Origin of the sequence: Agriterribacter sp. (assembly GCF_035497235.1) — a bacterium.
In the GTDB taxonomy this organism is placed as follows: Bacteria; Bacteroidota; Bacteroidia; order Chitinophagales; family Chitinophagaceae; genus Agriterribacter.
On record NZ_DATJEB010000038.1, the window covers coordinates 180357 to 205605 of the forward strand.

The window sequence follows — 25249 nt, forward strand, 5'->3', positions numbered from 1 at the left end:
CCGGAGAATAGTCTTGGCACAATGGTCAGTTGTTAACCCGAAGAAAATTTCCGTTCTTATCAAACTCAAGCTCTATTCCGTTAGAAAGCTTAACCTTCTGTTTTGTTCTTTCCTGCTTCCATTCCTTTATAAATTCCGAAGCATAATTGGTGTTTACGTAATGGAGCAGGGCAAACGGAATCACACTATCGGGCAGCGCGTTACTGCCTTCTATCTCCTTCACCTCCCCGTTTTGGTTAAACTCAATTTTGACCCCGTTTTTGAGATAAACGGTATATGTTATTTGAAGATCGCTGAACTCTTTTACCGCATGAACAATGGTTTGATCAGGAAAATGAGCGGTAATATAGCTGGTGCTGGTAGCGGGCAGATCATTAGACCCTACTGCCTTTTCCTTGGTGCAGGAAGCCAGTAACAGAAAAGGCAATGCCAGTAACAGAAGTGTACTTTTCATAAAACGCTTTAGATAATGGGGTAAGAAAACCGTGCTTTCGCATAAGTGCCGCAGGCGTATGCTTATGTTTACGTGAAGTAAAAAAGAAAAATGTTTACAAGTTGTTAATAACATGCCGGACGGCACATATAATATGCTTTAACTGCAACGATTTAACTTTTCATTTGTTTTCAATATAATGTTTAAACAACTGCAGGTTGTTATCCATATATGTTTCCCTGAAACTTTCAGCAAACAAACCATAGAACTTCTCCCAGGGATACCATTTAATATCTTCGTTGATCCACCACTCTACCTTGGTAAGTAAGCTATCCTGCTGGTGGCTGACAACGGTAAAACCGCTGGAAAAAACCTGTTTGTTTTTCGATCGTATAATAACAATTATGCTGTCATGCGCATATTGCTCTAATTGTATGGAGTTTGGAACGCCATCAGCGCTTACCCAGTCTATCCGCCGGGGCGATGGTATGGAATATTTTGCAGTACTGTCCTGCAAAATAGGATTCCATTGCTTCCAGCGCTCCATATGCAGCAGGGCAGCCATTACGCTGTCATGGGAAGCGTGTACCAGTACAGATTTGGATACCCTTATTTTTGAGGGTAGCAGAAAGGAAAAAAACAGCAGTATCATACTAAATGCTATCAACCCTATTACCGCCTGCTTTAATAACCGCATACCATGCTTTAAAAATTAATAAATTGAATTGTTGTTTACAAAGAAACAGGAATAAGTTAAAGCCTGGCGTTGCCTGCCTGTTCCGGTTCTCAGCAATTTCGGTTATTCCCACTTAAATGCCTTTACCGCAAGCGTGTAGCCTATTACAGCCCAAATAGCAAGTATGCCTAACTGTTTGCCGCAATCTGTTAAATGCGCGCCTTCAAATGCCACATTGCGCATGGCATCGTTTAAATGAGTAAGTGGTAATATTTTACAAAAAGGCTGTAGCCACGCGGGAAAGTTATCAATAGGAAAAAAGGTACCGGCAAGCAAAAACTGGGGTAAGGTAACGATATTAGCTAATGGCGGAATAGTACTTTCGTTCTTTGCTATACCACTTACTACAAATCCAAACGACATAAAAACAACCAGTCCAATAAAACTCAATACCAGCAATTCAATAAAAGTGATCCAGCCATGGATTAATGTAAAATGAAAAAAATAATATCCTACCAGTAATATAACTACAGCCGTTATCAGTTGAAAGGTTACGCGGCTCAGGCCTTCACCCAAAACAATAAACGTGCGGCTGACAGGTGTGGCAAAAAAACGTTTTAGCACTAATGTTTGCCGCAGGCTGAAAAATAAAAAGGCTACGCCAAACACGCCGGCGCTCAGTAAAGAGAACCCGAGCTGCCCCGGCAAAATAAAATCAATGGTACGATAGGTTCTTCCGGGTATCTTTTCTATATGATTATTAATGGCTGCAATAGTAGGCGTATTGGGATATTTCTGACGATCTGTATTTTTGATAACTGATTCCAGAATGGAACGCAGTACCTGCAAGTTTTGCGGGTTCACCGCTTCCGAACTTTTGAGGTTAATAAAATACGCCGGCGACTCATTATCATTTTTTTGAATAGAGATAATAGCCGTTAGCCTCCCTTTTTCAAGCTCCTCATTGAGCTCAGTAACAGGTTTTTCAACAATGCGAATACCCGCGATGTTATTGATTACGCTATATAAATACTGAGTAGTATCCGTACCCGGAGCAAAAGCCGCACGCAAAGAAACCTTGCCCCCTCCACTGAAAAAGCCAAAAACAAGTATAAATATAAGCGGGAAAGCAAAGCTGAAGGCAACTGCTGAAGGACTTCTGAAAATAGCGATAAGCCCGGCTTTGGCAATAGCTAACATAGCTTTAAGCTGGCTATAGGATTTTAACATGCAATGTATAATTTGCCCGGTAAAGGTATCGGATTTGGGTTCATTAATGATTTATTCTACAACAATATCATAGGGTAGCCTTGTTTGCGCCGTACCCACCATTTGCCTGATGCGCTGCAGTTGTTCATACAACTGGTATTCGCTATAATTCAGTTCTTCCCTTATCGCTTTGGCCTTTACTGCTTTGCCATAGCTGTTCTTTAGCCTGTCCCAGAATGACGCCGGCTCAGGATATTCCCTCAATCCGTAATCCTTAAGTTTGGCCATCCTTGCGGCGCAGGCTATGGCATCGCTCAGTCCGCCAAGGCGATCTACCAATCCAATTTGGATAGCGCGGCTGCCCGTCCACACTCTTCCCTGTGCAATACTGTCAACCAGCGGCATATCTTTTTTTCGCCCTTCTGCTACCCGCGTTTTAAAATCATAGTAAATGGTATCTATTGCGGCCTGTATAATTTTCTTCTCTCCTTCGGTCAGTGGTCTAACGGTAGTGCCTATATCGGCATAAGGCGAGGTTTTTACCTGGTCGAATGTTACGCCTAATTTATTTTTAAAAAAATCCTGCATATTAGGCACTATCCCAAAAACGCCAATAGATCCGGTAATGGTATTGGGTTGTGCAAAAATGCTGTCGGCCGCACATGAAATATAATAACCGCCCGAAGCGGCTACATCTCCCATGGAAACCACCAAAGGCTTTCCGGCTTCGCGGGTAAGCATGGTTTCGCGCCAGATAATTTCGCTTGCCAAAGCGCTGCCACCGGGTGAATTAACACGCAATACGATGGCTTTGGTATTTTTATCTGTGCGGGCTTTGGAAATCAGGTTCCTGAATTCGTCTGAACCTACCTGCCCCTCGGCTCCCCGGCCATATACAATATCGCCTTCTGCATAAATAACGGCTATCCTGTCGGCCGCGTATTTTTGTATGCTGGTTGCCTCAGCATAACTCCCTATTTGCACAAATTCAATTTTATCACCTCCGTTAATACCCAGCTTTTTCCTGATCTCATCCTTCACCTCATCATCATATTTTACACCGTCTAATAAATTATATTTTACCGCATCACTGGCGGTCTGTATCATATAAGCGCTGGCATACCGGTGAAGTGTAGCTGTATCAATATTTCTTGCGCCGCCAACAGAAAGTAAAAAACGATGGTATACATCTCCAAGCCATACTGTAGTTTGTAAGCGGTTGGCATCCGTCATTTTTTCTTCGCGTAAGGGCTCCGTAGCGCTTTTAAATTTGCCATCATAAAATATTTGCGGCTCAATTTCAAGTTTCTTTAATGCGTTCTTAACAAAAAAAAGCTGGGAGGCAAATCCTTTCCAGTCCATCATACCTTTAGGGTTGCAGTAAATTTTATCGGCCGCGCTGGCAACAAAATAAGCTTTCTGGGAAATCATATCCCCGTAAGCGATTACGAATTTTTTACTTTCCCTGAAATCAAGAAGCGCGTTGCGCAATTCTTCACTCGCGGCAAATCCATTCGCATTTTCATTGCATTTAATATAAATACCCCTTACTGAGGAATCGCTTTTGGCATGTTCAAGGAGGCGAACAACATCGTACAGGGAGGTAGAATATATATCCCTGTCGCCGCTGAGCCGCGCAAGAGTATTGTCTGTTTTTTTATCTTTAAAGCTCCTCGAAAGGTCAATAAATAAAACTGATTTTGCCGCTATTGTTGTTTTTTCACTACTGGCAATACTACCTGCCACGACAAATAAAATAAGAAAACCCATCAAAGTAAAAACAACCAGCGCCAGCAAAGCTGCCAGGAAAAACTTAAAGAAACTCCTCACGTTTAAAATTTTAATCTGGTAAAAATAGAGATATTTGAAGCCGGAAATTACATACTATCCATGAATAAAGCGTATTTACTGATAGGCGGTAATATGGGCGACAGGAAAAAGCAACTGGAAAAGGCGGCAGTGGAGATTGAAAAAGAATGTGGACCAATAGCCCTTTTATCGCATTTTTATGAAACCGCGGCCTGGGGGAAAACCAATCAACCTCCTTTTTATAACCAGGCACTTGTTGTGCATACTCCTTTACCTGCTTTAGAATTACTGCACGCTATACTATCTATAGAAACCGGTATGGGACGGCACCGGGTTGAAAAATTTGGCGCCAGGATCATTGATATTGATATTTTGTTGTTTAACGATGCGGAGATTCATTATCCAACCCTGGAGGTTCCGCATCCCCAATTGGCCAACAGGCGTTTTGCCCTTGAACCGCTGGCTGAAATAGCTCCTGAGGTGGTACACCCTGTATTAAAAAAAACAATCAGTCGTCTTTTAAAAGAATGCCCCGATGTATTAGCAGTTCAAAAGCTGGAAAATTAGTGTATAACCCTTTTTAAGTTTATTTAAAAGGGTTGTTTAAGTTTGGCTTACTTTATGAATTACCATTTCATCACTATTGAAGGCAATATAGGCGCAGGCAAAACAACGTTAGCCCACCTGTTATCAAGACATTTTAACGCAAGACTGATCCTAGAGCAATTTGCTGACAATCCTTTTCTTGCCAGGTTTTACGAAAATCCAAAACAAAACGCTTTCCCGCTGGAATTGTTTTTTATGGCCGAACGGTATAAGCAACTCAAAGAACTGGTACATACCAAGGATCTCTTTCAAAGCATAACGATATCGGATTATATGTTTACCAAGTGCCTGCTTTTTGCAAAAGTAAATTTGCCCGATGAAGAATTTCTCCTGTATCAACGCCTGTTCGACATTATTCACCAGCAGCTTATTCAACCCGATATACTCATTTACCTGCATGCCCCCGTTAGTAACCTGCAGGCTAATATTCGTAAACGCGGGCGCGCTTATGAACAGCGTATACCCGATGAATACCTCTTTAATATACAACAAACCTACACACACTATATTAAGCAGCATAATATCAGAACTTTATATGTAGATGCCGGCAAAGCGGATTTCTTAGGAAATGAAAGCCACCTGAAAGCGATTATTGACGCGCTTGATAAAGATTATGATACAGGGCAGTATTATGTGGCGCTGCCCTGAAAAATTGTAAAGTGATGAGTCTTCCAACCTATTTTAAAACAGGTTCCCCGTTTCAGGCCGTACAAATACCAGAGTTCAGATATTTGATGACCGGGCGTTTTTTGTTTATCCTTTCGCTGCGTATGATGAGCACGCTCGTTGGCTGGTGGATATACCAGCTTACCAATGCTCCTTTTGCTATTGGTCTCATTGGTTTGTCGGAAGTAATTCCTGCGCTCAGCCTTGCCTTATATGCAGGGCATGTAATTGATATGAGTGAGAAAAGGAAACTACTCCTTACGGGCGTTTTCATGTATATATGCGCAGCTATTGCCCTTTTAGTCCTTTCGTCAGCATTTACCGGAGCCCATCTTACACAGCACCACATCACTATTTGTATTTATGCGGTGATATTTTGCACAGGTATTTTCCGTGCCTTTGCCGGTCCCTCTTTTAATGTGCTGCTTGCGCTGATCGTTCCCCGGCACGTTTTACAAAATGCCATTACCTGGAACCAGGGTGCATGGCTTACGGCATCGGTTATGGGGCATGCTATAGGAGGTTTTTGCATTGCCCTGTTTGGAAACAACGGAACCTTATGGTGTATTTCTTTGGGCATGCTTGCCGCATTTGCAGTGCTTTTCCATATTAAAAAGAAACCGGCGCTGATACTAAAAAGTGAAAAAAAGACATGGGAAAGTGTTAAAGAAGGACTACGCTTTGTTTTCAGAACAAAAGATCTGCTGGGCGCTATTTCACTGGATATGTTTGCCGTATTTTTTGGCGGGGCCGTAGCTATGGTACCCGTATTTGCCCGTGATATTTTGAAAATAGGGCCGGAAGGGTTTGGTATTCTAAACGGAGCTTCCGATGCGGGCGCTATATGCAGCGTGTTGCTGCTTACCTTTTTCCCAATGAAACAAAAACAGGGGCGGCGGCTCATTATTGCTGTTTCAGGATTTGGCATCTGTATTATTATTTTCGCTTTCTCCAAATGGTTCCTGCTGTCTTTTTTTGCATTGATGCTGAGTGGTATATTAGACGGGATCAGTGTAGTAATACGGGGTACCATCATGCAATTAAAAACACCCGATGAAATGAAAGGCAGGGTATTGAGTGTAAACTCCATGTTCGTAAATTCGAGCAATGAACTGGGGCAGTTTGAAAGCGGTTTGATGGCAAAAATAATGGGAGTAGTACCTTCAGTTATTTTTGGTGGATGCATGACGTTTTTGGTAGCTGCTGCCACCTGGTTCAAAGCGCCTGAACTCCGGAAATTAGAATATTAATTATCGCAGGTTTTCCTCAATTCTTTTATCTATTACCAGTTTTTCGGTATCTGTTATTTTTATTTTATTAAAATCAGCGTGCGCAGGATTAATAATAACATTGCATTCAGAGGGAACAATAACGGAAGGTACTTTCAATAACAGGCTGCTGCCGGAAGTAAGCCACCTGTCTCCCATCCGTGTAACAGGAATAGGAACGGGATAAGCGTTCCAGCCGGCAGGAAGATCATTCAGCGTATATTCATCTGTTGAAAAGTTCCCGTTCAGCTCCAGCGTTATAATCGAAAAGTTGGTTCGCAAAATGGCAAGCGGCGTATTGGCAAGTACTTCAAGCAGGGCAAGCGATTTACTTTCGGAAGTATACAAGGCAGCCTTGCCGGCACTGTTCCAGCGTCCCCCGTTAATCCTGGCACCTTCGCCACTCAAATCATGCAGGTATTTATGACTGCAGGCTCTGTATAATTGCACAAAAAATGAATTAAGAATATACACCGTGCGCTATACGGCCCATAAGTTTTAAGATCATACGAACACCAAAAGAAGTGTCGAGAAGGTCAATAGGTTTTTTACCACCCAAAGCCATGATACTGGAATGCAACCACTGTTGCAGGTTGTCGGTGGTTCCAAAAAGATCAAGCCCGTTACTTACTACCTGGGCAATTTCTATAACCCGCTCCGATTTGTAAACATCCAGGAGATCATTATCGTCTTTTCGCTGGATGTTTCGGTGCGAAGTATGCAGCAGGGTACTCATAGTATCCATGGTAATACCCAGGTATTGGCTAAGCGATTTTAAAGAAGACTTTTGTACACCGCTCCGGGAAAGCCGGATGAGATCCATATCATTGAGAGAAGCAACAGAAAGTGGGTTATCGCCACCTAAAATAACCCTCATGGTTTCATATTGAACGGCGGCTTCTTCCACAAGGGATTGCGGTGGATCATCTTCGGAAAAATATTTTTTAGACTTTGCCATATCAAACACTTTTCCAAATTTACGACATTTTGTTAAAAAAAATAATATTTTGTCGCATTTGTTTTATACTCTTCCTTTTTTTGGTTGCCGGAGTTTTTCAATTGCCTTCGGTTCGCAGTTCGCTGTTAAACGTTCTCCTTAACTTCCAGGAGTTTTTCCAATACAAAAAAAACAGCAGGGCAAAAGCTGGAGTTTTTTAAGGTAATCCGGGCACGGTTTACAAGAACATCTTCATTAGTGTATGGAAACCGTTCGCAGTCTGAGGGACGAACAGCATAAATACCGCAACGGTTATCGTTGCCAAGAAAAGGACATGGTGTTTGCTTTACCACATAATCACCGTCCTCATCTATCCGGAGATAAGTATCAATAAACCTGCTTTCTTTCATGTTAAGATGTTTACTGATGCGTTTTATATCCGGCGTTTTAAAGCGGGGAGAATAGTTTTTACAGCAGGCGGCGCAGTTCAGGCAATCTATAACGGTAAAAGCGGTTTCATGTAAGTCGGGGAGGCGTTTCAATATTTGGTTCTTATCGCCTTTTTGCAGCATCCGGGCGTAAACTTTATATTGCGCGGCAGATTTTTTTTGCCATTGCGCATCCTTCCATTCGCCGGATGTGAAAGCTGAACCGCTTGTGGTATGTTTCTCCATCAATATAATATCATTAACGCTATACGGCAGGTTAAGCAATTAATAAACAAAATGCAAGATACGCCAGATTACACCTGTAATCTGTTATTTTTGCAATTACATTATAATGGAACCCTTAAGAGAATACTTTTTAATACTGCTGAGTACACCTGTATATATTGTAATTATCGGCATTGAAATATTACTAAGCAATTACAGTCATAAAAAAATTTATGGCTGGAAAGATACCACCCGTAACATTTACCTGATGCTGCTTAACAGCGGGGTAGACATACTGTTTCGTACCGTATACCTGGTGATACTGGATTACTTTTACGACCGGCACCTGGTTTCTTTTGGTAATGTAATTACCTACTGGTTGTTACTGCTCCTATTAGAAGATTTTTTATATTACTGGCTACACCGTTTTGATCATGAAATAAGGTTTTTTTGGGCAGTACATGTTACGCATCATTCTTCGGAGCATATGAATTTTACCGTAGGATTCCGCTCTTCTGTATTTCAGCCCCTGTACCGTTTCGTGTATTTTATTCCCCTTGCCTTGCTTGGGTTTAAGCCGTTAGATATTTTGTTTTTATACTCCGCCACCCAAATATGGGGCATTTTGGTGCATACCGAGCTCATTAAAAAAATGGGCTGGCTCGAAAACATTTTGGTTACTCCATCCCACCATCGGGTTCATCATGCCTCTAACCCCAAATACCTGGATAAGAACATGGGCATGTTTTTAATTATATGGGACAAAATGTTTGGCACATTTCAGCCGGAGTTGCCTGCGGAACATTACCAGCCCATCAAATACGGCTTAACGCAACCGCTTACCCGTAAAACCCCGCTTCATATCGTATTTCACGAATGGAAAGCCATTTGGCAGGACCTGCACCGAAATGATGTTACATGGAAGCAAAAAGTAGCCTATCTTTTTGGCCCTCCCGGCTGGAGTCACGATGGAAGCCGGCATACCAGCGAAGAACTGCGGCAACAGGAGAATCCTTTATACAATTCAAACAACAGGGATGTTGAAAACAGGAGAGATATCAACGTTGCGTTACCTCCCACTGGCAAGGAATCAAAAAGCATCCCGCTGATCCCGCCAGGCAGTATGTATCGGGCAACGGAGTAATCGTAAAAATACAGGAAATTGGTGGTTTGTCGGTATTTCCATTACAAAACAAAAGCATATTGTTCTATTTTTTTTGCAGGCCAGGTGCATTTCCTTTGAGGTATCCAATCATCCCAAAAACCACTTCCATGTCCTTAACCGTAGCTCAATTTTCCGCCCTCTCCACAGTGCAGCAACTGGAACTCATTGTTAAATACGCCGTAATACTTGGTGAACGAAGAGATAATATTTTCGAGTATATTCTATATAATATTGATGGACTGTATATTGAAGAAATACGTGGAATTCACTATGCAGACTGGTATCAGTATACCGCTATTGACGATATGAACCTGGTACTCCCGTATACAGAAGAAATACAGGTAGTTTTTGTATAGTTGCTGCCGGCTGCTAAATCAACCCCATATAGTTTGTGAACTTGCCAGAAATGTGCTGAGAAGCAATAAACGCCCGGCCGGCTTCCTCCCTCCTACTCCAATCCACTATATTTGTTCAACAATGACGCTGTATGAACCTATCCATCAAACTCCTTGTTGTTTTTGCTTTTGCATGTCTGCCAATAAATAATGCAACCGCGCAAAGCATTCCTGATTCCGTTACTCAAAAAATTGACAAGCTTTTCAGCCAGTGGAATAACCCCAACACACCGGGTTTTGCCATAGGTGTGGTACGCAACGATTCGCTGATCTACGCCAAAGGGTATGGTATGGCCAACCTGGAGTATGGTGTTCCTATTTCTTCCGAAACTATTTTTCATATGGCTTCTGTATCCAAGCAGTTTACGGCCTACAGCATTGTATTGCTCGCCGGGCAGGGAAAGCTGCGCCTGGATGATGACATTCATCAATACCTGCCCTGGTTTCCTGACCTTAAAGAAAAGATCACGATCCGTGAACTGCTCAATCATACCAGCGGCATCCGCGATCAATGGCAATTGCTGGCCATTGCAGGCACCCGTTTAGACGATGTGATTACCCAGGATCATATTGTAAAAATACTGGGCAAACAGCAGGCATTGAATTTTAAACCGGGAGAACAATACAGCTATTCCAACAGCGGGTTTACCATGCTGGCAGAAATTGTGAAAGCGGCAACAGGTCAGTCGCTCCGCAGTTTTACAGACTCTGCTATTTTTAAACCACTGGGCATGAAGGATACGCACTTTCATGATGACTATACGGAGATTGTAAAAAACCGTGCTTATTCTTACCAGCGGAAAAATGGCTTTACATTTTCCAACAGCGTACTCTCCTATTCCACTGCAGGCGCCACCAGCTTGTTTACCAATATCAACGATCTTTCGAAATGGGTGATGAACTTTTATACTCCTGTTGCGGGTACGCAGGCAGATATCAATCAACTGGTACAGCAAGGGAAGCTGAACAATGGTGCGGAACTGAACTATGCCCTGGGCATTGTTTCCGATACCTACAAAGGGTTTAAACAATATTCACATTCCGGCGGGGATGCGGGGTTCAGAACATGGCTCACCGTGTTTCCGGAACTAAAAATGGGTTTTATGGTGTTCAGCAACCTGGCAGATGTAAACACCTATGAAAAGACTTACCAGTTAGCAGATCTTTTTATTAAAGACACATCAACTACAGTTGCTGCTGCTGACATAAAGATTGACAGCAGCCGGGCTATTATAAAAGATGAAGGACGTGCAAAAAATTTCACCGGTGATTTCATTTCCGAAGATGGTGCACAATTCAGCTTTGTGCTGCGCAACCACAAATTGTACTGGGAGCGTTATGGGAACTCGGATCTGCTGTACCCCGGGTTGAAAGACAGCTTTACCGTAGCCAAATCACCGGAGATAAAATTCGTATTCAGTGCAACAAATGGTAAAAGCGTGCGGGTAAATCAATACTGGCCCGACAATAAACGGTTGCTGGTAAAATATACCACAGACAGTATTCAAGCGAATAAACAACTACAGTTGTATACAGGTGTGTATTACTGCCCGGAACTGGATTGCAAGTATACCATTATTGTAAAAGATCATGAACTGGTATTAACCGGCAATAAGTATAGCGACAGCAAACTGAAGCTGGCCGGTAAAGATCATCTTTTTACTGAATACTGGTGGATGAGGCATTTAAAAATGATCAGCGATAACAATATGAAAATAATTGGTTTCGAGGTAAACGATGGCAGGATCATGCACCTGCGGTTTAATAAAATATAGAAACAAAAAAGGGCAAAAAAAAGGGGCAGCATAAAAATGCACCCCGCTTTTAAAATCCAATATCCTATGAAAAACCTGAACAAATGTATTATGCAGTTTTGAAATCAAAAAGGGTTTGCCGTTCTTTTTAGTAATCGGTATTATTCCCTGTGTAATTAGCCGAAAATGGGCTATCCTTTTCTTTGGCAGGAAGGGTGATCCGGAAAAATGAATTACCATAAGATCACCATTTTGCCTGCCGTCCAAAAGTATGCTACCCCAAAAAGTAATACCGGTTCAGGAAATAAAAGCAGTTACAGCCTGTTGCTTCCCGGGTTCAGAACCTGGAAAAAAGCTCCATAAATTCCTGCCGGCGGCTACGGGAAAGCGTTATATTCTCATCATTATCCATAACAATATACCCGCCTTCCCCGCGAACAAACTTTTTTACGTGATTGATACCAATGAGAAAAGAGCTGTGTACCCGGTAAAAATCGGGGCCGCTTAACGTTTCGTCTAATTCTTTAAGCACCCTCGACACCATAATCTTTCTGCCGCCCGTAAGTACCACATTGGTATAATTGCTTTCCGCCTTGCAGTAAATGATCTCTCCGGTAGCCACAAATATCAGTCCATCGCCTGTTGTAAGTGCAATACGCGAAGGCGTTGATTTTGGGGGACGGTTAATATGTTGCAGCAAAAGCGCAAACTGCTCCTTACTGGGAAGCGTTCTTTTTTCTTCTACCCGCTGCATGGTTGCTTTAAGATCATCGGGGTCAACAGGCTTTAATAAATAATTTAACGCGGCATATTTAAATGCTTTTATAGCAAACTGATCGTAGGCCGTGCAAAACACAATCTCAAACGGTAAGTTCTTAACCTGCTCCAGCATATCAAAACCATTCATCCTGGGCATCTCAATATCCAGAAACACTACATCAGGCTTATGCCTGTTAATGGCTTCAATACCCTTTTCCGCCGTATTGCACATCGCTACAATTTCAGCCTGCGGACAATAGGTTTTCAGCAGCCACTCCATCATTTCGAGGGCGTTTGTTTCATCATCTACCAGCACACATTTTATCATATCAGTTATTTTTAAGTTTCATCTACAGGAATGTTCAGCGTAACTTTCGTTCCCAGCGCTTCTCCATATGCATCCTTCATATCTTCAATACCTACTGAGGCATTCAACCCTGCCTGCCGGCCCATTAATACCAGCCTGCTTTCGGTGAGCTGCATCCCTAATGATTTCCGGGAAGCCGCTGTTTTGCTCTTTAATTCTTTAGCCTTCTTCCTGCCCACACCGTTATCCTCAATAATACATTGCAGTATATCATTCCCTTTCCGGCTGATGTGAACAGATAAATAACCTTCCGTTGTTTTATGCAACAAGCCATGCCAGATGGCATTTTCTACATAAGGCTGTATGATCAACGGAGGCACATATACGCTTTCCGGGTATACTTCCGCGGTAAAACTGATATCACAGGTGAATTTTTTTTCAAACCGGATACCTTCCATCTCGATGTATAGCTTTAATGCTTCCAGTTCACTGGCCAGTGTAATAGACTTGTTGTTAGAATTATCCAGTATTAATCGTATCAGCCGGGCAAACCTGGTGAGATATAAAGATGCCGTTGCCTGGTCGCTTTTTACAATGTAGCGGTTAATGGAATTAAGACAGTTAAAAATAAAATGAGGATTCATTTGCGCCCTTAAAGCCTGCATTTCAGCGTCTGCCATTTTTTGCCGCGTATCCATAAGCACCGATTCGGCCCTCGCCTTTTCTCTGTCGGCTTTTGTTTTTATGATTTTATTGGCGCAAAGCGAAGTAATGGTGGTAAGTAACGATAAATGTTTTTGTGTAAAAAAACCTTTTTTAGTGTGTCCGCAATATATAATCCCCCATACATTTCCGTCTGTAATAATAGGAACAGCAATCTCTGAAAGTATACGCCCTTCGTTATCGTTATTGCGGGTATCCCTGGTAGTATCATAAATAATCTCTGCGCTGCCGGAATGGGCTACCCGCCCGGCAATGCCGTTTTCTGTGGAAACCTCAGCAGGATGGCTTATCACAGTTCCGGCTATGGAAGCGGCTTTTTGTTTTAATACTTTTGTCTTCCTGTCTAATATATATACTACACAGTCTTCAAAATGAAGCCGTTCTGTACAATGCTTGGGTATATCCGGCAAAATAGTTTCTATATCCGGCGCTTCGTAAATACTGGAGGAAAAGTAATTGATGGCCTGCGCGGTTTCCAACTCATCTTTATGCATATTGATCTTACGCCTGTGATTTAAAACAACACGCGCTATTACAGCCGCTACCAGCAAAACACACAATGCAATAAACCACCATGTCATCCAAAAAGGGTTCAGTATCCGGAAAGCGAGGGTATTATTCGCTTTTTTCCAGTCAACCTGGTTCAGGCTTGCTTCCATTTCAACAACATAATTGCCTGGCGCCAGCGAAGAAAAACGCACAATATTGCCATTGCCAATTTCTTTCCAATCCGTATCCAGTCCGCTGAGCTTATACCGGTACCTTACTTTTTCGGGGTTATTGAAATATACAGCCGCAAAAACCACACTCATTGACCTGTCTGAGTAATTGATTGGCCCCAGGGTATCAAAAGCATACATGGAGTAATCCATGTTGCCAATCCTTGCTTTGCTGATATACGCTTCAAATGACTGGTAAGGAGCTGAAAACGTTTCGGGCTGCCAGTAATTGATGCCATTCAGTCCTCCAAAGTAAAGAATACCGTTCTTATCCCTGAACCAGCTATTGCTGTTGAAGCCATAACCCTGGATATTATCAGACCGGTCAAAAAGATTCAGTTTTGAAGTTTTAGGATCAAAGCGGTAAATACCATTTTCGGAGCTGGCCCAAATAACCCCATTCCTGTCCTGGTAAACCGTATACAAACCCATATTGTCAAAAACGGTGGTTAGCTTTTTGCTCTTTACCTGCCCATCTTTATAATGAAGCGTATACAATCCCTTAGTACAGTAAAACAGCAAGCCGTTATCCTGCATAATGAAACCGCTGTAGCCATAGGTAATTACATTACTTTTAAAGTCTTCGGGTACTGTTAGCAGGTAGTTCAGCGCCCCGTCAAAACAGTACACACCCGAATGAGTCGCAATCCATACTATCCCGTCACCTCCCTGTGCACAAAAACTCGCCGCTCCTTTTCCCATTGCCGGATGGCTGAGCCGCCGCAACCGGTAAGTTTTTCCGTCCAGCACATATATCGCATCCCGTGCAACAACAAGGTGATCGCCATTATGTAAAGTGGTAATATCATTTACAAAATCCCTTTCGCTTATTTTTTTTGTTTCGTCCGAATCATAAGCCGGACGCCTGTACTGTTTAGTCTTAATATCAAACAACCACAACCCCTTATTGGTAGGGCCAAGTATCAGGTACCTGCCGTCATATACCATTCCCCGTATTGATTCATGACTTAACCTGGTGCTGTCATTTTTGGCGGGAGGAAACAATATCCATTCGCTTTCGCTTTTTTTCCAGCAGGCAAAGCCATAGCCGGTAGCTATCCATAAATCTCCTTTTTCATCCTGTACAATCTTACGCACATCATTAATATTGGCAGATATTTCATCGTTCATCTGCCGTATTTTAATCAGTCCCATAGGCTGGTTCCTGAATGCGAACCGTGCAATACCGTCTGTTGTAGCTATCCAGGCATAGCCTTCCGCTTCATCATAAAAAATAAAACTGGCATATTCATTGGTCGCTACCTTTCTTCCATTCAGGAAAAAATTCTGCTTTAAAAACTCTTTTTTCGCCGCATTATATTCAAATATCCCTTCGGAAGAAGCTACCAGGAAACGGGAGGGGGAAATGGCCGCCATATTTCTTAAACTAAACGACCCGGCAAGGCCACTACCCAGCGAGGCGGCAGTGATCTTCTTTGTTGAAAACCGGTACCATTGCGGCGTGGCATAGCGCATACTAACAAGCGCGCTGTCTTCACTCACAGGAAAAATACCATAAATCTGTCCGCCCGGTACGCTATCTGTGCCGCCGGTTGTAATATTGTAGCGATAAATAAAACGATTATTATGTACAAATAAAACGTTACGGTATAATACACAAATATCCGTACGCAGCCCGTTTGCCGTTTGTAAGAACGACTCCATTTTAGTAAATGCCTGTTTTACCTGGCTGAACTGAAAAAAGCCTTTATTGGTAAGCATCCATATTTTCCCATCGGGCAGTTCAATAACAGGTCCAACTTTCAAACTATCCTTACTGTCTTCAACGGTTACAGCGTCAAATATTCCTGTTCTTTCGGAAAAAAGGAATACCTCTTTTTCAGAGCATACCCATATGCGGCCTTCCTTATCACAAAGCAGGCTATTCACCCTGGGAGAAGGCCGGAAATTCTGCACCTCCTTTCCGTCAAAGCTTTGCACCTGCGACCTGTATAAAATCCAAAGCATCCCTTTCCGATCCTTGGCCATTGATGTTATAGCATCGGGCCGGATGCCGCTTGGGTAATCAAATAACTGGAGATGATACTCCGGTAACTGCGCCCTTGCCGGAACCAATAGCAGTAAACAAACCGCCACTGCACACATTCTTCGGATATCATTAACCATTAGCAATTTACTCCTCTAATTAGCTTTAAAATGAATGAGGCGTATCGTCTCAATTGGTGAAAAATAGGTGATCGGACTGTAACCTGCAATATTTTTTAGTATTTGCCTTAAATTTTGAGTAAACGGACGGTTTGCAGGTTCGCAGTACAAATGTATGGCAATGATTTTTCCGTTTCCCGGAGTTTGCACCCTGTGCGGCGGGTTTCCGCTTTGTACAGATGCTTCCTGCGTAAGCATGACAAACAATAGTAACAATTCTTATGTAATTTAGTGCCGGCAAACCAATACAGCAACTACCGGATACGCGAAAAAACACAGCCTATGCGAAGATCAATGTTGAACAATTTTCTTTTTATTGCGTTTATTATAATGAGTGTGTCCTCCTGCCAACAAGGAAAAAACAAAACGGAAGCTGCACAGGTTGCCGCCATCGCACCCGACATCGGCGCCATGAAGATCAGCGGCGCCATTTCCTGTACAAAAGGACTAACACCCGGCGACAGCACCATCTTCATGAATGGCGGTGGCACGGCTTTTATTACTACAGCAGAAAATGAAATACCCGCAGATCCTGAAAAAATTGCAGGCATGGCATATATCCCCGGCGGAACATTCAGCATGGGCGGTGTAAACCCCGTGGGCATCACCGAAGGGGGACACGAAGCCATGGACGACGCCCGGCCCATACACCAGGTATACGTTGATCCATTTTACATGGATGAAACGGAAGTAACCAACAAGCAGTTCGCGGACTTTGTAAAAGCAACCGGTTATATTACGGTGGCGGAACAAAAACCCACAAAGGAAGAATTTCCCGGCGCACCGGAAGAAGCGCTTGTTGCCGGCGCGGTGGTATTCACGCCTCCCGCGCATGAAGTGCCATTGACCAATCACCTGCAATGGTGGCAATATGTACACGAAGCCAACTGGCGGCACCCATCGGGGCCCAACAGCAATATTGCAGGAAAAGATCATTATCCCGTAGTGCAGATCGCTTATGAAGACGCGGCAGCTTACGCCAAATGGGCGGGCAAGCGCTTGCCCACGGAGGCCGAATGGGAATTTGCCGCAAGAGCCGGTAAAACAGGCAACCTCTACACCTGGGGCAATGAAATGAAAAACGGAGGCAAATGGCAGGCCAATACTTTCCAGGGACAATTTCCCAATGCGGATATCGCCGGTGATGGCTTTGCGGGCATAGCGCCGGTTAAGCAATTCGCGCCCAACGGCTATGGTTTATACGATATAGCCGGCAATGTGTGGGAGTGGTGCAGCGACTGGTACCGCCCGGACTATTATGCCGGACTTGTAAAAGCAGGCGTTGTTAAAAATCCCAAAGGACCCGATTCATCCTTCGATCCTGCTGAACCCGGCCAGCAGAAAAAAGTACAACGCGGCGGCTCGTATTTATGCACCGATCAATATTGCACAAGGTACATGGTAGGCACCCGCGGCAAGGGCGAATGGCGCTCCGCCACCAACCATATCGGGTTCAGGTGCGTGAAGGATGTGGAGGGAGAATAGTTTGAGCGGTCAGCCGTCAGCAATCGGCTGTGAGCAACGAGCTTAGCAATACATCTCAACTTTCACTTCTGACCCCTCACTTTTCACTTTTCACCTTTCACAACCTGTCCTTTCACCTCTCTCCTCACTCCCTTGTACTTACTTTCCGCTATGGAGCAAATCTGTTAAGCCCGAAGCCGGGTCCTAAATCCGAAGGGAAGCACCAAGCACCAAATCAAATAAAATTTAAATCTCAAGGCCGCGTCCTCCCCTTTCACTCCTCACTTCTCACTTTTCACCTCTCACCCCACCTCTTTTACAACTTAATTTTAACGCCGCCATTTATTACAAATCCATCTACCGGAGCATAAATGTCTCTAAAAACCGGGTTGGTAATGGAGCCTGTGTAAATGGTGTCAAACCTGGTTTGCCGTGTATCAAGGAAGTTTTCAAAGTTGATGAATACAGAAAATTTCTTCCATAGCTTTTCTGCCATTAAACCATTTATCCAGTAAGGCTTTCCTGTTGCGCCATCGCTCAACCTTTGCGGACTGAAATAATAGGCTTCCAAACCAATCTTTAGTTTGTCTTCCTGCTCATACATTAATACATTATTCAACCTGTGCTTTGCCGTTAATGGAAACCAGCTTCTGGTATTGCTGAAGTAACTATTCACATCTGCATAAGTATAGCCAATGAACAACTTAAAATCGCCGTAAGTGAACCGCAGGTTTGTTTCCATTCCTTTGGTATCTATATAACCATCTGCATTTACAAATTCATAATTGCTGCCTGCCGTATTGGTTAACACCAATGGCTTATTCAGTCTTGTATAAAAGAATAGCTGGTTGATGCTAAAACCTACATCACCAAAATTTGTTCTGTAGTTAAAATCAAGATTACCACCTGCTGACCTTTCGTTGTTTGCCAATTGCCCGTTGATGGGCAGCATGTTTTGAAACTGTACTTTCTCCGCATCTTCATTAAATACAGTAGGTGTTTTATAACCTAAGCCGCCGCCTAACCTTGCCGTTAGTTTTGGAGTTGCTTTTAGCATGGCTGAAAATCTTGGCAATAATTCAAAACCATATTGCTTTACATAGTCGCCTCTTAAACCTGTTTCCAAAGTAAATTTGCCTGTTGGCGACCATGTGTTTTGCACAAATGCACCAAAGGTATTGTAGTGATAATTTCTTAATGGGTTGGTGTGGTGCCTTTGTTCGCTGAAATCATCGGTTAAGAAATTCACTCCGGCTATCCAGAATGTCTTTTCGCCTTTTGTATTAAAGTTGAGCTCCGAATAAGAAGATTTTTGCACGCCCTCAAAAATGCTGGCAGGCACCGTAATTAACCTGTTGAAGTTTGAATAACTGCTTTTAAACTGAAGATTGCTGTTATCACTTAATTTATGCCGTATATCTGCCTGGCCTGTAAAACGACCGGTATTGTTCTTTTCAAAATAACCTGTTGTTCCGTGCCTGATATAATCCATGCTGCCGCCTGTACGGTCTTCTGTAACGTAGCTGAAACCAATATTGGCATTTGTCTTTTCACCATAAATAAATAGCCTGGGATTAATGGTATATCGCTCAAACTCCGGAATAGCTGTTAATCCAATATCTGCCGGATCGTAAGCACGGCCTGTGTTCCTGGAACCGAAAACAGTTAGTCCGGTGTTCCTGAATTTCTGGCTGTAAAAACCACTAAGATCCAACCCCATGGCTGATGTGGCATTTGCCATAAAACTCAATTCCCTTTCGGCTGTGGGTGTTTTAGAAACGAGGTTTACCAAACCGGCTATCGCCCCGCCACCGTATAATGTAGATGATGAACCTTTAATTACTTCAACCTGCTTTAAATCAAGAGGAGCAATCTGCATTAAGCTTAATCCGCCCGAAAAGCCTGAATAAAGCGGGAAACCGTCTCTTAATATTTGGGTGTACCGGCCATCCAGTCCCTGTATGCGGATGCTGGAATTGTAAGAAGTGGCTGAAGTTTGCTGTGTTTGAATACCTGTGCTTTCGTTCAGCAGCATTCTTATGTCGCCCGGCTTCATGTTTCCTTTCTCAGTTAGTTCTTCGCCGGAAATCACTTCCACCCGTGTTGGAATATTGGCAATGGTTCTGCTTATACGGGTTGCTGTAATTATTATTTCTTCTTCATGTTCCTCCCCTTCTTCCAAAAGCACCTCAAATGTTGTGTTGCCGGGCTGTGGTACCTCAACGGTTACTTCCTGTTCTTCCAAATCCACATACGACATTTTAACCTGGTACCTGCCTGCCGCAATGTTTGTAAAGGTTGCAATGCCTGCACTATCTGCAACTGCTGTTTTATTTAACGAAACGATGGTAGCTGTAGCGCCTGCAAGGGGTATCTTTTCTTCGCTGCTTTTAACCGATAATGTAATGGTATGCTGCGCATAAATAGTGAACGCACATAACACTGCTATGCTTAGCAATAGTATTTTCTTCATATTGTGTAAACGGTAATGTGATCAATAAATCCTGCCTGTCCTGAAGCTGTTAACCTGCACGCGGGGGCTGAAAGAGACTGGAATAATACCCTGACTTGAAAGAGAAACAATATTCGCTATACGCCGGTGAATTATTAAATGCAACCGGTTCAAAAGACGTGCTTATCGTATTAAGGGTAAAGCCTGGTGCGGATGAACAAATAGAAAATGGCGAACAGTTGCTACAGTCCTTTTTATGATCTGAACCGGCACTGTGTGCTGTACTTTGCGCTTCCTCACAATTGTCAAAAAAGGAACAGGGAACGACTGCGCTGAACAAAATATAAATAGCTAATATGCAGGCTATACAATTTTTCACCAGGCGCAAAGGTAATCAAATGGATGGATGGAAACGATGTGATGGGTGCATTTACCTTCGGTGAGAAAAAGTTCAAATTGCCGCATTGTTTTGCTTTCTGAAAAAAATGACTCCGGCTTTCAGAAAGAAAACGCTCTGCCGGGGCGGGATAGTAAAATTTGAGCTTCGCAAAGTTGGCTTTGTGCAGGGATTTCTATGTTTTACAAATAATGTGTTTGCATTTGCGTAGGTTAATGAGCTATTGCATTTATTCTTTTTTGTAACTTCTGAATCCGTTTTATCAGGTTATCAAAGTTTAGTGGATCGCCGTAAATCATATGTTGTATCATTATCTGATAATCCGTTTCCCACGCTTTAATTACTGTATCAGGCGGAATGATTTTTATTTTAACTGGAACGTGATTGGAATAGTCAAGCCCCCGGAGTCGGTTAAACTTTTCCCTATGTGCTACTATGCCCTTGTATAAGGCTGTGTCTGAAAGTGCTGCCTTTCCGTATTCAGTGTCCATTATCTTTTCTATATCATATAAGTGCCTCGATAACCTGTTAACGCGAATTTCATCAGTAGGCTGCGAAAATTCTTCATGAAGTAAAAATATTTTTCTAAGTAGAAATAAATTCGCATGATTTTTTTCTTAAATTTTTAATTTTATTTTTGCTGATGTCGCTATGAAAGCCAAAGAATTTTCTGTCAACAGCCAGATCAATATCTTCTGAAAAACGCTCTATCAAATTCCAACCTTTGCTTAAAGAAGTTCCGCCTTTAAAAATAATGTTCCCGCTATACGGCAACGAAAAGGAAGCGTTTAACGCTAATGTTACCCACCAGTCTTTTTCAATGGCGGGTCCGGGTAACCCTGTTAATCCGGTGGCCTGATTTAGCAAGTCCACTCTTCTTTCTTTCGATATTGTTAGCCAGGTTGTGTTCATTTGATTGCCTGCATTAGTATTTTATTTATCCAGGCGGGTGCGAGCTTTGCATCGTGCAGGATGTTTTCTTTCTTTTCCTTTTCCAGGATAGTTTGTAATTTCTTCAAAGTATCATCATCAACATTATTTTGCCCGATCGTTTTTAATGCCTGAATTGCCAAATTGCTTATTGGTCCTTTGGGCAACAGGTTTTTGGGGCTGGTTTTTTTGAATGTAATGGTTCGTTTTCCCACTTTGACAATCCTTGCTGCCCCATCGGTCAGGAAAACCACCTTCATCGGAACCTGTGTTGATAATCTCAATGCATTTAATGCCTGGATACCTGTCGGAACAATTCTCGACTTGTCTCGTCTTGCAATAGCTTTAGCAATATCTTCGGTAGATGGAAACAGAGTCCCAAATTCTTTGTCAATTTTTGGATATAAGTAAATGCCGTGAGCCAGGCGAACCAGCAACCCTTTCTCTTTCAGCCGTAATAAAGCTTTTTTGATACTTTCAGGGCTGCCATAGTCAAGGAAGTCGTCCACGAAAAGAACAGTTCCTTTTGGGAGCGTTCCCAGCTTTTCAGCGACTTTTGCTTCCACTTTTGGTCGTTCCATAATTTAAGTTTCGTCCCAAATTTAGCACATATTTGGGACGAAAAAAAGATTTTAGCACAACGATTAAAGCGTTTCTTCAGCCTGGCTTGCAGCTTACGCTTTTTCAACCTTTTCTAACTATCACTTCACTCCTTCAGCGGCGCGATCGTAACAGACCGGAATACCACCTTGCCAAACTTCGCATACAACCACAAAAAATGGCCTTTGTGGTTTATAACACGGTTTACAATACAGCGGCGATCGTTAATGCTTACATCAATAATATCACCCTTCATCACAATGTCAAGTTTAACCTTACCGTGCAATCCCTCAACCGCAGTAATTCGTGTATCCGCTAAGCGTTACCGATGATTCGTTTGCCGATACAGCCAGCTTATACCCTTCTCCTCCATCTTCATTGGCGCGCAGGTACAATCCATATTCATCATAGTTACCCGATGGTTCAATCTCCATTGTGATCCTGCAGTTAACCGGTACATCTTTTATAAAAGAACCGGTTAATCCGTATGCAGCATTAAATGTATAGCTGTCGCCCGACCGGGAAACCCATTCATTTTTGCTCAGCACAAAAGGGATCTCCGCTCCCGTGGCAGGGATCATTTCGGGAACGAACTTTGTACACAGCGTGCCGTCTTCCTGCTGAATGATTTCACGTAAAACCGTATTCCCTCCAAATATCTCATGTCCTTCGTCTTCATTGTCTTTGCGGGAAGGTACCCAGCCTGCGGCTATCCGTCTTCCGTTTACAAAGGCTGCGGTCTTTACCACGTTCGACCATTGTTCTTTAAACACCTGTGAAGCCGGGTATTGCCATGGACCATACGGCTGCCCCGACATTACATAGTACGTGTCGGAGCCTGTGCTGTACAGCAGGTAATACCAACCGTTCCGGTAAAAATAATCCGGGCACTCCGGTACATCGCTCATGCCGGTAATGACGGGTTCTTTTACTTCCCATTTTTTCAGATCTTTGGAAACCATGTGCACCAGCGCGCCATTATTATGGAAGCCACTGTTTTCCCTGGCGCTTGATACAAACAAATGAAAATTACCTGCACTGTCTACAGATACTTTTGCATCGCGGAAATGGCGTTTACTGTATCCCGGCGCATAGGTATAGAAAGGATTAGGCTGTTGCTTTTTAAAATGAATACCGTCTTTACTAACGGCATAGCTTAGTTGTTCACTCCATTCGCCCGAAGGATCTATGAGCCGGGTAGCATAAAACGCGTAAAAGGTATTGTTGTAATATACTACAGACCCGGTGCAGATCGATTTTTCCCAGTCTTCGTCAATGCCAAGCACAACAGGGTACTGTTTCCAGGTTTTAAGGTCTTTGCTGGTGCTCTCAGCACCCATTGATGACCACCCATACCGTTTAACGCAGAATGATGCCCCGAATCGAGCAGCCAGTACAGGTAAAAAGTGCTGTTGTGGTAAAACGGGATGCAATCCCCAACAAACATATTCCCCTCCGGCTTAAAATAATTCATTGCGCTGGTAGCCTGTGCCGAAGGATCATAATTAAGGTGAAACGTTGATTTTTTGGATGGCTGCGCATGAACGTATAGCATCATTATGCAACATGCGGCAAAAGCGGTCAATATTTTCATTGTAATAAATAAGTGCCTCAATTTACACATTATTAAGCCCGAAGCCGTAAATCCTAAATCCGAAGGAAACCCACCCAGCTCTGGGCTATCAGCCATCAGCTTTCAGCTTAAGCGTACTAACGATGATCTGATTCCTTATCACTTTTCGCCTCTCACGTTTCACTCCTCATCATTCACTATTCACACTTCTCTCCTTTCATCCTTCACCTTTCCCTAATACGGCACAAGAAACCCTCGCTCTTTTCCTACGCCTCATTCTTGCGCCAAAGCGGGGGATATAATAGAGGCTATTATAGTTAGTAATCTTTAGGTTGAATTTTTTGCACCTTAACGGCTTCAAGTTTAATCCCTTTTAAATTCGATTTAAATAACGGTGAGTCAAATGCATACGGCACACGTCCTGATGGAACAACCTTTGAAGATTCGGCAAGATGTACTTCCTGATCATCAAAAAATATGTGGGCGCCAAATGCTTTCAAAACTTTATCTTTTGCGAGACCGCCTAAAAAGTATGCTTCGTCAACATATACGCCCCATTTTCGCAGTGTTTTTATTACCCTCATGTGAGATGGAGCATTTCTCGCTGTCACGATTGCTAACCTTAATGGTGAAAGTTCAACTGCAGTTGGAAGTTCTTCTTGAATTTTCGATAACTTAATTAACAACTTAGCAAACGGCCCTTCACCCAAAGCTTCATCTTCGTGTTCCTGCTCGTATTTATGAAATTCCTCAATTCCCTGAGTTTTATATCTGTGCTCTGATTCATCGGAAAACAGAACAGCGTCAGCATCAAAAGCAATTTTAACGCAATTGTTTAAAGGTTTAAATTCTTTCGGTGGTGCATATATATATGCTGCGGCGCAACTTTTTGAGTCTATCACAGCTTGAACATCTTTTACATCCTTGCTTAAAAACAAGTCAATATCAAAAGCGTCAATATAGGGGGCTAAAGGTCCGCCGCCACTAAAAGCCATTCTCGTTATGTCAAGTCGATGCTGTCTTACAGAATTCATAATTCTTACTCCTGTCTCCGGGCTATTCCGCGACATAACAACAACTTCTACAATTTGGCTCATGGCATTCGTATTCAAATGAAGTAAACTTTGTACTAAATGAAAAGCAGTTCCAGGTTGTAGTAATTCGTCTTCGTGTTCCAACTGATATTTTCGATATCCAGATATTCCTTCTTTGTCAAAAATTTCATTTTCCTTTTCCAGGTCGAAGAGGGCTCGACTGGATACTCCCACAACTAAAATATTTGATAGGTCTAATGGCATTTGCAAAGTATTTTTAATGTTTTGAAAAACTCCTGTGAAAACAAGGCAGTAATCGCCATAGCACCAGCTTTTTAAAAGCCAGTCGCTCACCGGCTGCCTATTATTCCCAATTCTAAATTTGATAACCCCATAAGGCAAGAGCGGTACCGTAGTGTATTGACAAATTAATTTAGAAACATTTATTATATTTGTGTTACTAAAATCAATTTAGATGTCAACACAAATAAAGCTAAGCAAAAAAGAATTGTTGTATTTAGGAGAGCAAAAGCGGTCTGGTAATGTGAGTTTAC

Annotated in this window: 24 protein-coding genes; 7 read left to right on the plus strand and 17 right to left on the minus strand. The window is 42.7% G+C overall.

Going from position 1 to position 25249, the window contains the following annotated elements; all coding sequences use genetic code 11:
- Window positions 1-25: 25 nt before the first annotated feature.
- From VL121_RS13460 to sppA, 4 genes are all read right to left on the minus strand, one after another.
- Entirely contained in the window at window positions 26-454 is a 429-nt protein-coding gene (locus tag VL121_RS13460; RefSeq protein ID WP_325406116.1) for a PepSY-like domain-containing protein, read from the minus strand.
- A gap of 160 nt (window positions 455-614) precedes the next feature.
- Entirely contained in the window at window positions 615-1130 is a 516-nt protein-coding gene (locus VL121_RS13465; protein WP_325406118.1) for an SRPBCC family protein, read from the minus strand.
- Window positions 1131-1232: 102 nt separating this feature from the next.
- The gene (locus tag VL121_RS13470; RefSeq protein ID WP_325406120.1) at window positions 1233-2339 is read right to left on the minus strand and encodes an ABC transporter permease; all 1107 of its coding nucleotides are present in this window, start codon (window positions 2337-2339) and stop codon (window positions 1233-1235) included.
- A 51-nt stretch (window positions 2340-2390) separates the two neighbouring features.
- Entirely contained in the window at window positions 2391-4148 is a 1758-nt protein-coding gene (gene sppA, locus VL121_RS13475; protein ID WP_325406122.1) for a signal peptide peptidase SppA, read from the minus strand.
- A 60-nt stretch (window positions 4149-4208) separates the two neighbouring features.
- Between sppA and folK the strand changes: the two genes are divergently transcribed.
- The 3 genes from folK to VL121_RS13490 are packed head-to-tail and all read left to right on the plus strand — an operon-like array spanning window position 4209 to window position 6649.
- Window positions 4209-4694, plus strand: a complete 486-nt coding sequence (gene folK, locus VL121_RS13480) for a 2-amino-4-hydroxy-6-hydroxymethyldihydropteridine diphosphokinase (protein WP_325406124.1) — start codon at window positions 4209-4211, stop codon at window positions 4692-4694.
- Window positions 4695-4748: 54 nt separating this feature from the next.
- Window positions 4749-5381 carry a deoxynucleoside kinase gene (locus VL121_RS13485; protein ID WP_325406126.1) on the plus strand — a complete coding sequence of 211 codons (633 nt, stop codon included), beginning with the start codon at window positions 4749-4751 and terminating at the stop codon, window positions 5379-5381.
- Between the two features lie 14 nt (window positions 5382-5395).
- Window positions 5396-6649, plus strand: a complete 1254-nt coding sequence (locus VL121_RS13490) for an MFS transporter (protein ID WP_325406128.1) — start codon at window positions 5396-5398, stop codon at window positions 6647-6649.
- Here the strand turns inward: VL121_RS13490 and VL121_RS13495 are convergent, their stop codons facing one another.
- The 3 genes from VL121_RS13495 to VL121_RS13505 all read right to left on the minus strand — a co-directional run bounded on the left by VL121_RS13495 (window position 6650) and on the right by VL121_RS13505 (window position 8278).
- On the minus strand, window positions 6650-7117 hold the full coding sequence (locus VL121_RS13495; protein ID WP_325406130.1) for an RES family NAD+ phosphorylase: 468 nt from the start codon (window positions 7115-7117) through the stop codon (window positions 6650-6652).
- A gap of 10 nt (window positions 7118-7127) precedes the next feature.
- Window positions 7128-7625, minus strand: a complete 498-nt coding sequence (parS, locus tag VL121_RS13500) for a type II RES/Xre toxin-antitoxin system antitoxin (RefSeq protein WP_325406132.1) — start codon at window positions 7623-7625, stop codon at window positions 7128-7130.
- A 125-nt stretch (window positions 7626-7750) separates the two neighbouring features.
- Complete coding sequence (locus tag VL121_RS13505) at window positions 7751-8278, minus strand: YkgJ family cysteine cluster protein (protein WP_325406133.1); 528 nt, start codon at window positions 8276-8278, stop codon at window positions 7751-7753.
- A gap of 106 nt (window positions 8279-8384) precedes the next feature.
- Here VL121_RS13505 and VL121_RS13510 point away from each other — a divergent pair, with 106 nt between their 5' ends.
- The 3 genes from VL121_RS13510 to VL121_RS13520 all read left to right on the plus strand — a co-directional run bounded on the left by VL121_RS13510 (window position 8385) and on the right by VL121_RS13520 (window position 11592).
- Entirely contained in the window at window positions 8385-9401 is a 1017-nt protein-coding gene (locus VL121_RS13510; protein ID WP_325406135.1) for a sterol desaturase family protein, read from the plus strand.
- 128 nt (window positions 9402-9529) lie between these two features.
- Entirely contained in the window at window positions 9530-9778 is a 249-nt protein-coding gene (locus VL121_RS13515) for a hypothetical protein (RefSeq protein WP_325406137.1), read from the plus strand.
- Window positions 9779-9909: 131 nt separating this feature from the next.
- Entirely contained in the window at window positions 9910-11592 is a 1683-nt protein-coding gene (locus VL121_RS13520; RefSeq protein ID WP_325406139.1) for a serine hydrolase domain-containing protein, read from the plus strand.
- Window positions 11593-11908: 316 nt separating this feature from the next.
- On the opposite strand, the gene VL121_RS13525 is transcribed toward VL121_RS13520, so the two are convergent.
- Window positions 11909-12658: a LytR/AlgR family response regulator transcription factor gene (locus VL121_RS13525; RefSeq protein ID WP_325406141.1), complete on the minus strand. Its 750-nt coding sequence runs from the start codon at window positions 12656-12658 to the stop codon at window positions 11909-11911.
- Between the two features lie 11 nt (window positions 12659-12669).
- Window positions 12670-16185 (minus strand): sensor histidine kinase, encoded by a 3516-nt coding sequence (locus tag VL121_RS13530; protein WP_325406143.1) that lies wholly within the window; start codon window positions 16183-16185, stop codon window positions 12670-12672.
- Between the two features lie 342 nt (window positions 16186-16527).
- On the opposite strand from VL121_RS13530, the gene VL121_RS13535 reads away from it, so the two are divergent.
- The gene (locus tag VL121_RS13535; RefSeq protein ID WP_325406145.1) at window positions 16528-17730 is read left to right on the plus strand and encodes a formylglycine-generating enzyme family protein; all 1203 of its coding nucleotides are present in this window, start codon (window positions 16528-16530) and stop codon (window positions 17728-17730) included.
- A gap of 295 nt (window positions 17731-18025) precedes the next feature.
- Here VL121_RS13535 and VL121_RS13540 read toward each other — a convergent pair whose 3' ends face one another.
- The 8 genes from VL121_RS13540 to VL121_RS13570 form a co-directional block, all read right to left on the minus strand.
- Window positions 18026-20182: a TonB-dependent receptor gene (locus VL121_RS13540; RefSeq protein WP_325406147.1), complete on the minus strand. Its 2157-nt coding sequence runs from the start codon at window positions 20180-20182 to the stop codon at window positions 18026-18028.
- A gap of 49 nt (window positions 20183-20231) precedes the next feature.
- Window positions 20232-20540, minus strand: a complete 309-nt coding sequence (locus VL121_RS21710) for a DUF6660 family protein (RefSeq protein WP_414635419.1) — start codon at window positions 20538-20540, stop codon at window positions 20232-20234.
- Between the two features lie 230 nt (window positions 20541-20770).
- On the minus strand, window positions 20771-21139 hold the full coding sequence (locus tag VL121_RS21715) for a nucleotidyl transferase AbiEii/AbiGii toxin family protein (RefSeq protein WP_414635420.1): 369 nt from the start codon (window positions 21137-21139) through the stop codon (window positions 20771-20773).
- 4 nt (window positions 21140-21143) lie between these two features.
- On the minus strand, window positions 21144-21470 hold the full coding sequence (locus tag VL121_RS13550; protein WP_325406152.1) for a nucleotidyl transferase AbiEii/AbiGii toxin family protein: 327 nt from the start codon (window positions 21468-21470) through the stop codon (window positions 21144-21146).
- On the minus strand, window positions 21467-22069 hold the full coding sequence (locus VL121_RS13555; RefSeq protein ID WP_325406153.1) for a DUF6088 family protein: 603 nt from the start codon (window positions 22067-22069) through the stop codon (window positions 21467-21469). Before VL121_RS13555 ends, VL121_RS13550 begins: the two co-directional genes overlap by 4 nt.
- Window positions 22070-22194: 125 nt before the next feature.
- Entirely contained in the window at window positions 22195-22347 is a 153-nt protein-coding gene (locus tag VL121_RS13560; protein ID WP_325406155.1) for a hypothetical protein, read from the minus strand.
- Window positions 22348-22378: 31 nt separating this feature from the next.
- A complete protein-coding gene (locus VL121_RS13565) occupies window positions 22379-23428 on the minus strand; it encodes a family 43 glycosylhydrolase (RefSeq protein WP_325406157.1) in 1050 nt (349 codons plus the stop codon).
- 550 nt (window positions 23429-23978) lie between these two features.
- Complete coding sequence (locus tag VL121_RS13570; protein WP_325406159.1) at window positions 23979-25049, minus strand: 5'-nucleotidase; 1071 nt, start codon at window positions 25047-25049, stop codon at window positions 23979-23981.
- Window positions 25050-25249 lie beyond the last annotated feature (200 nt).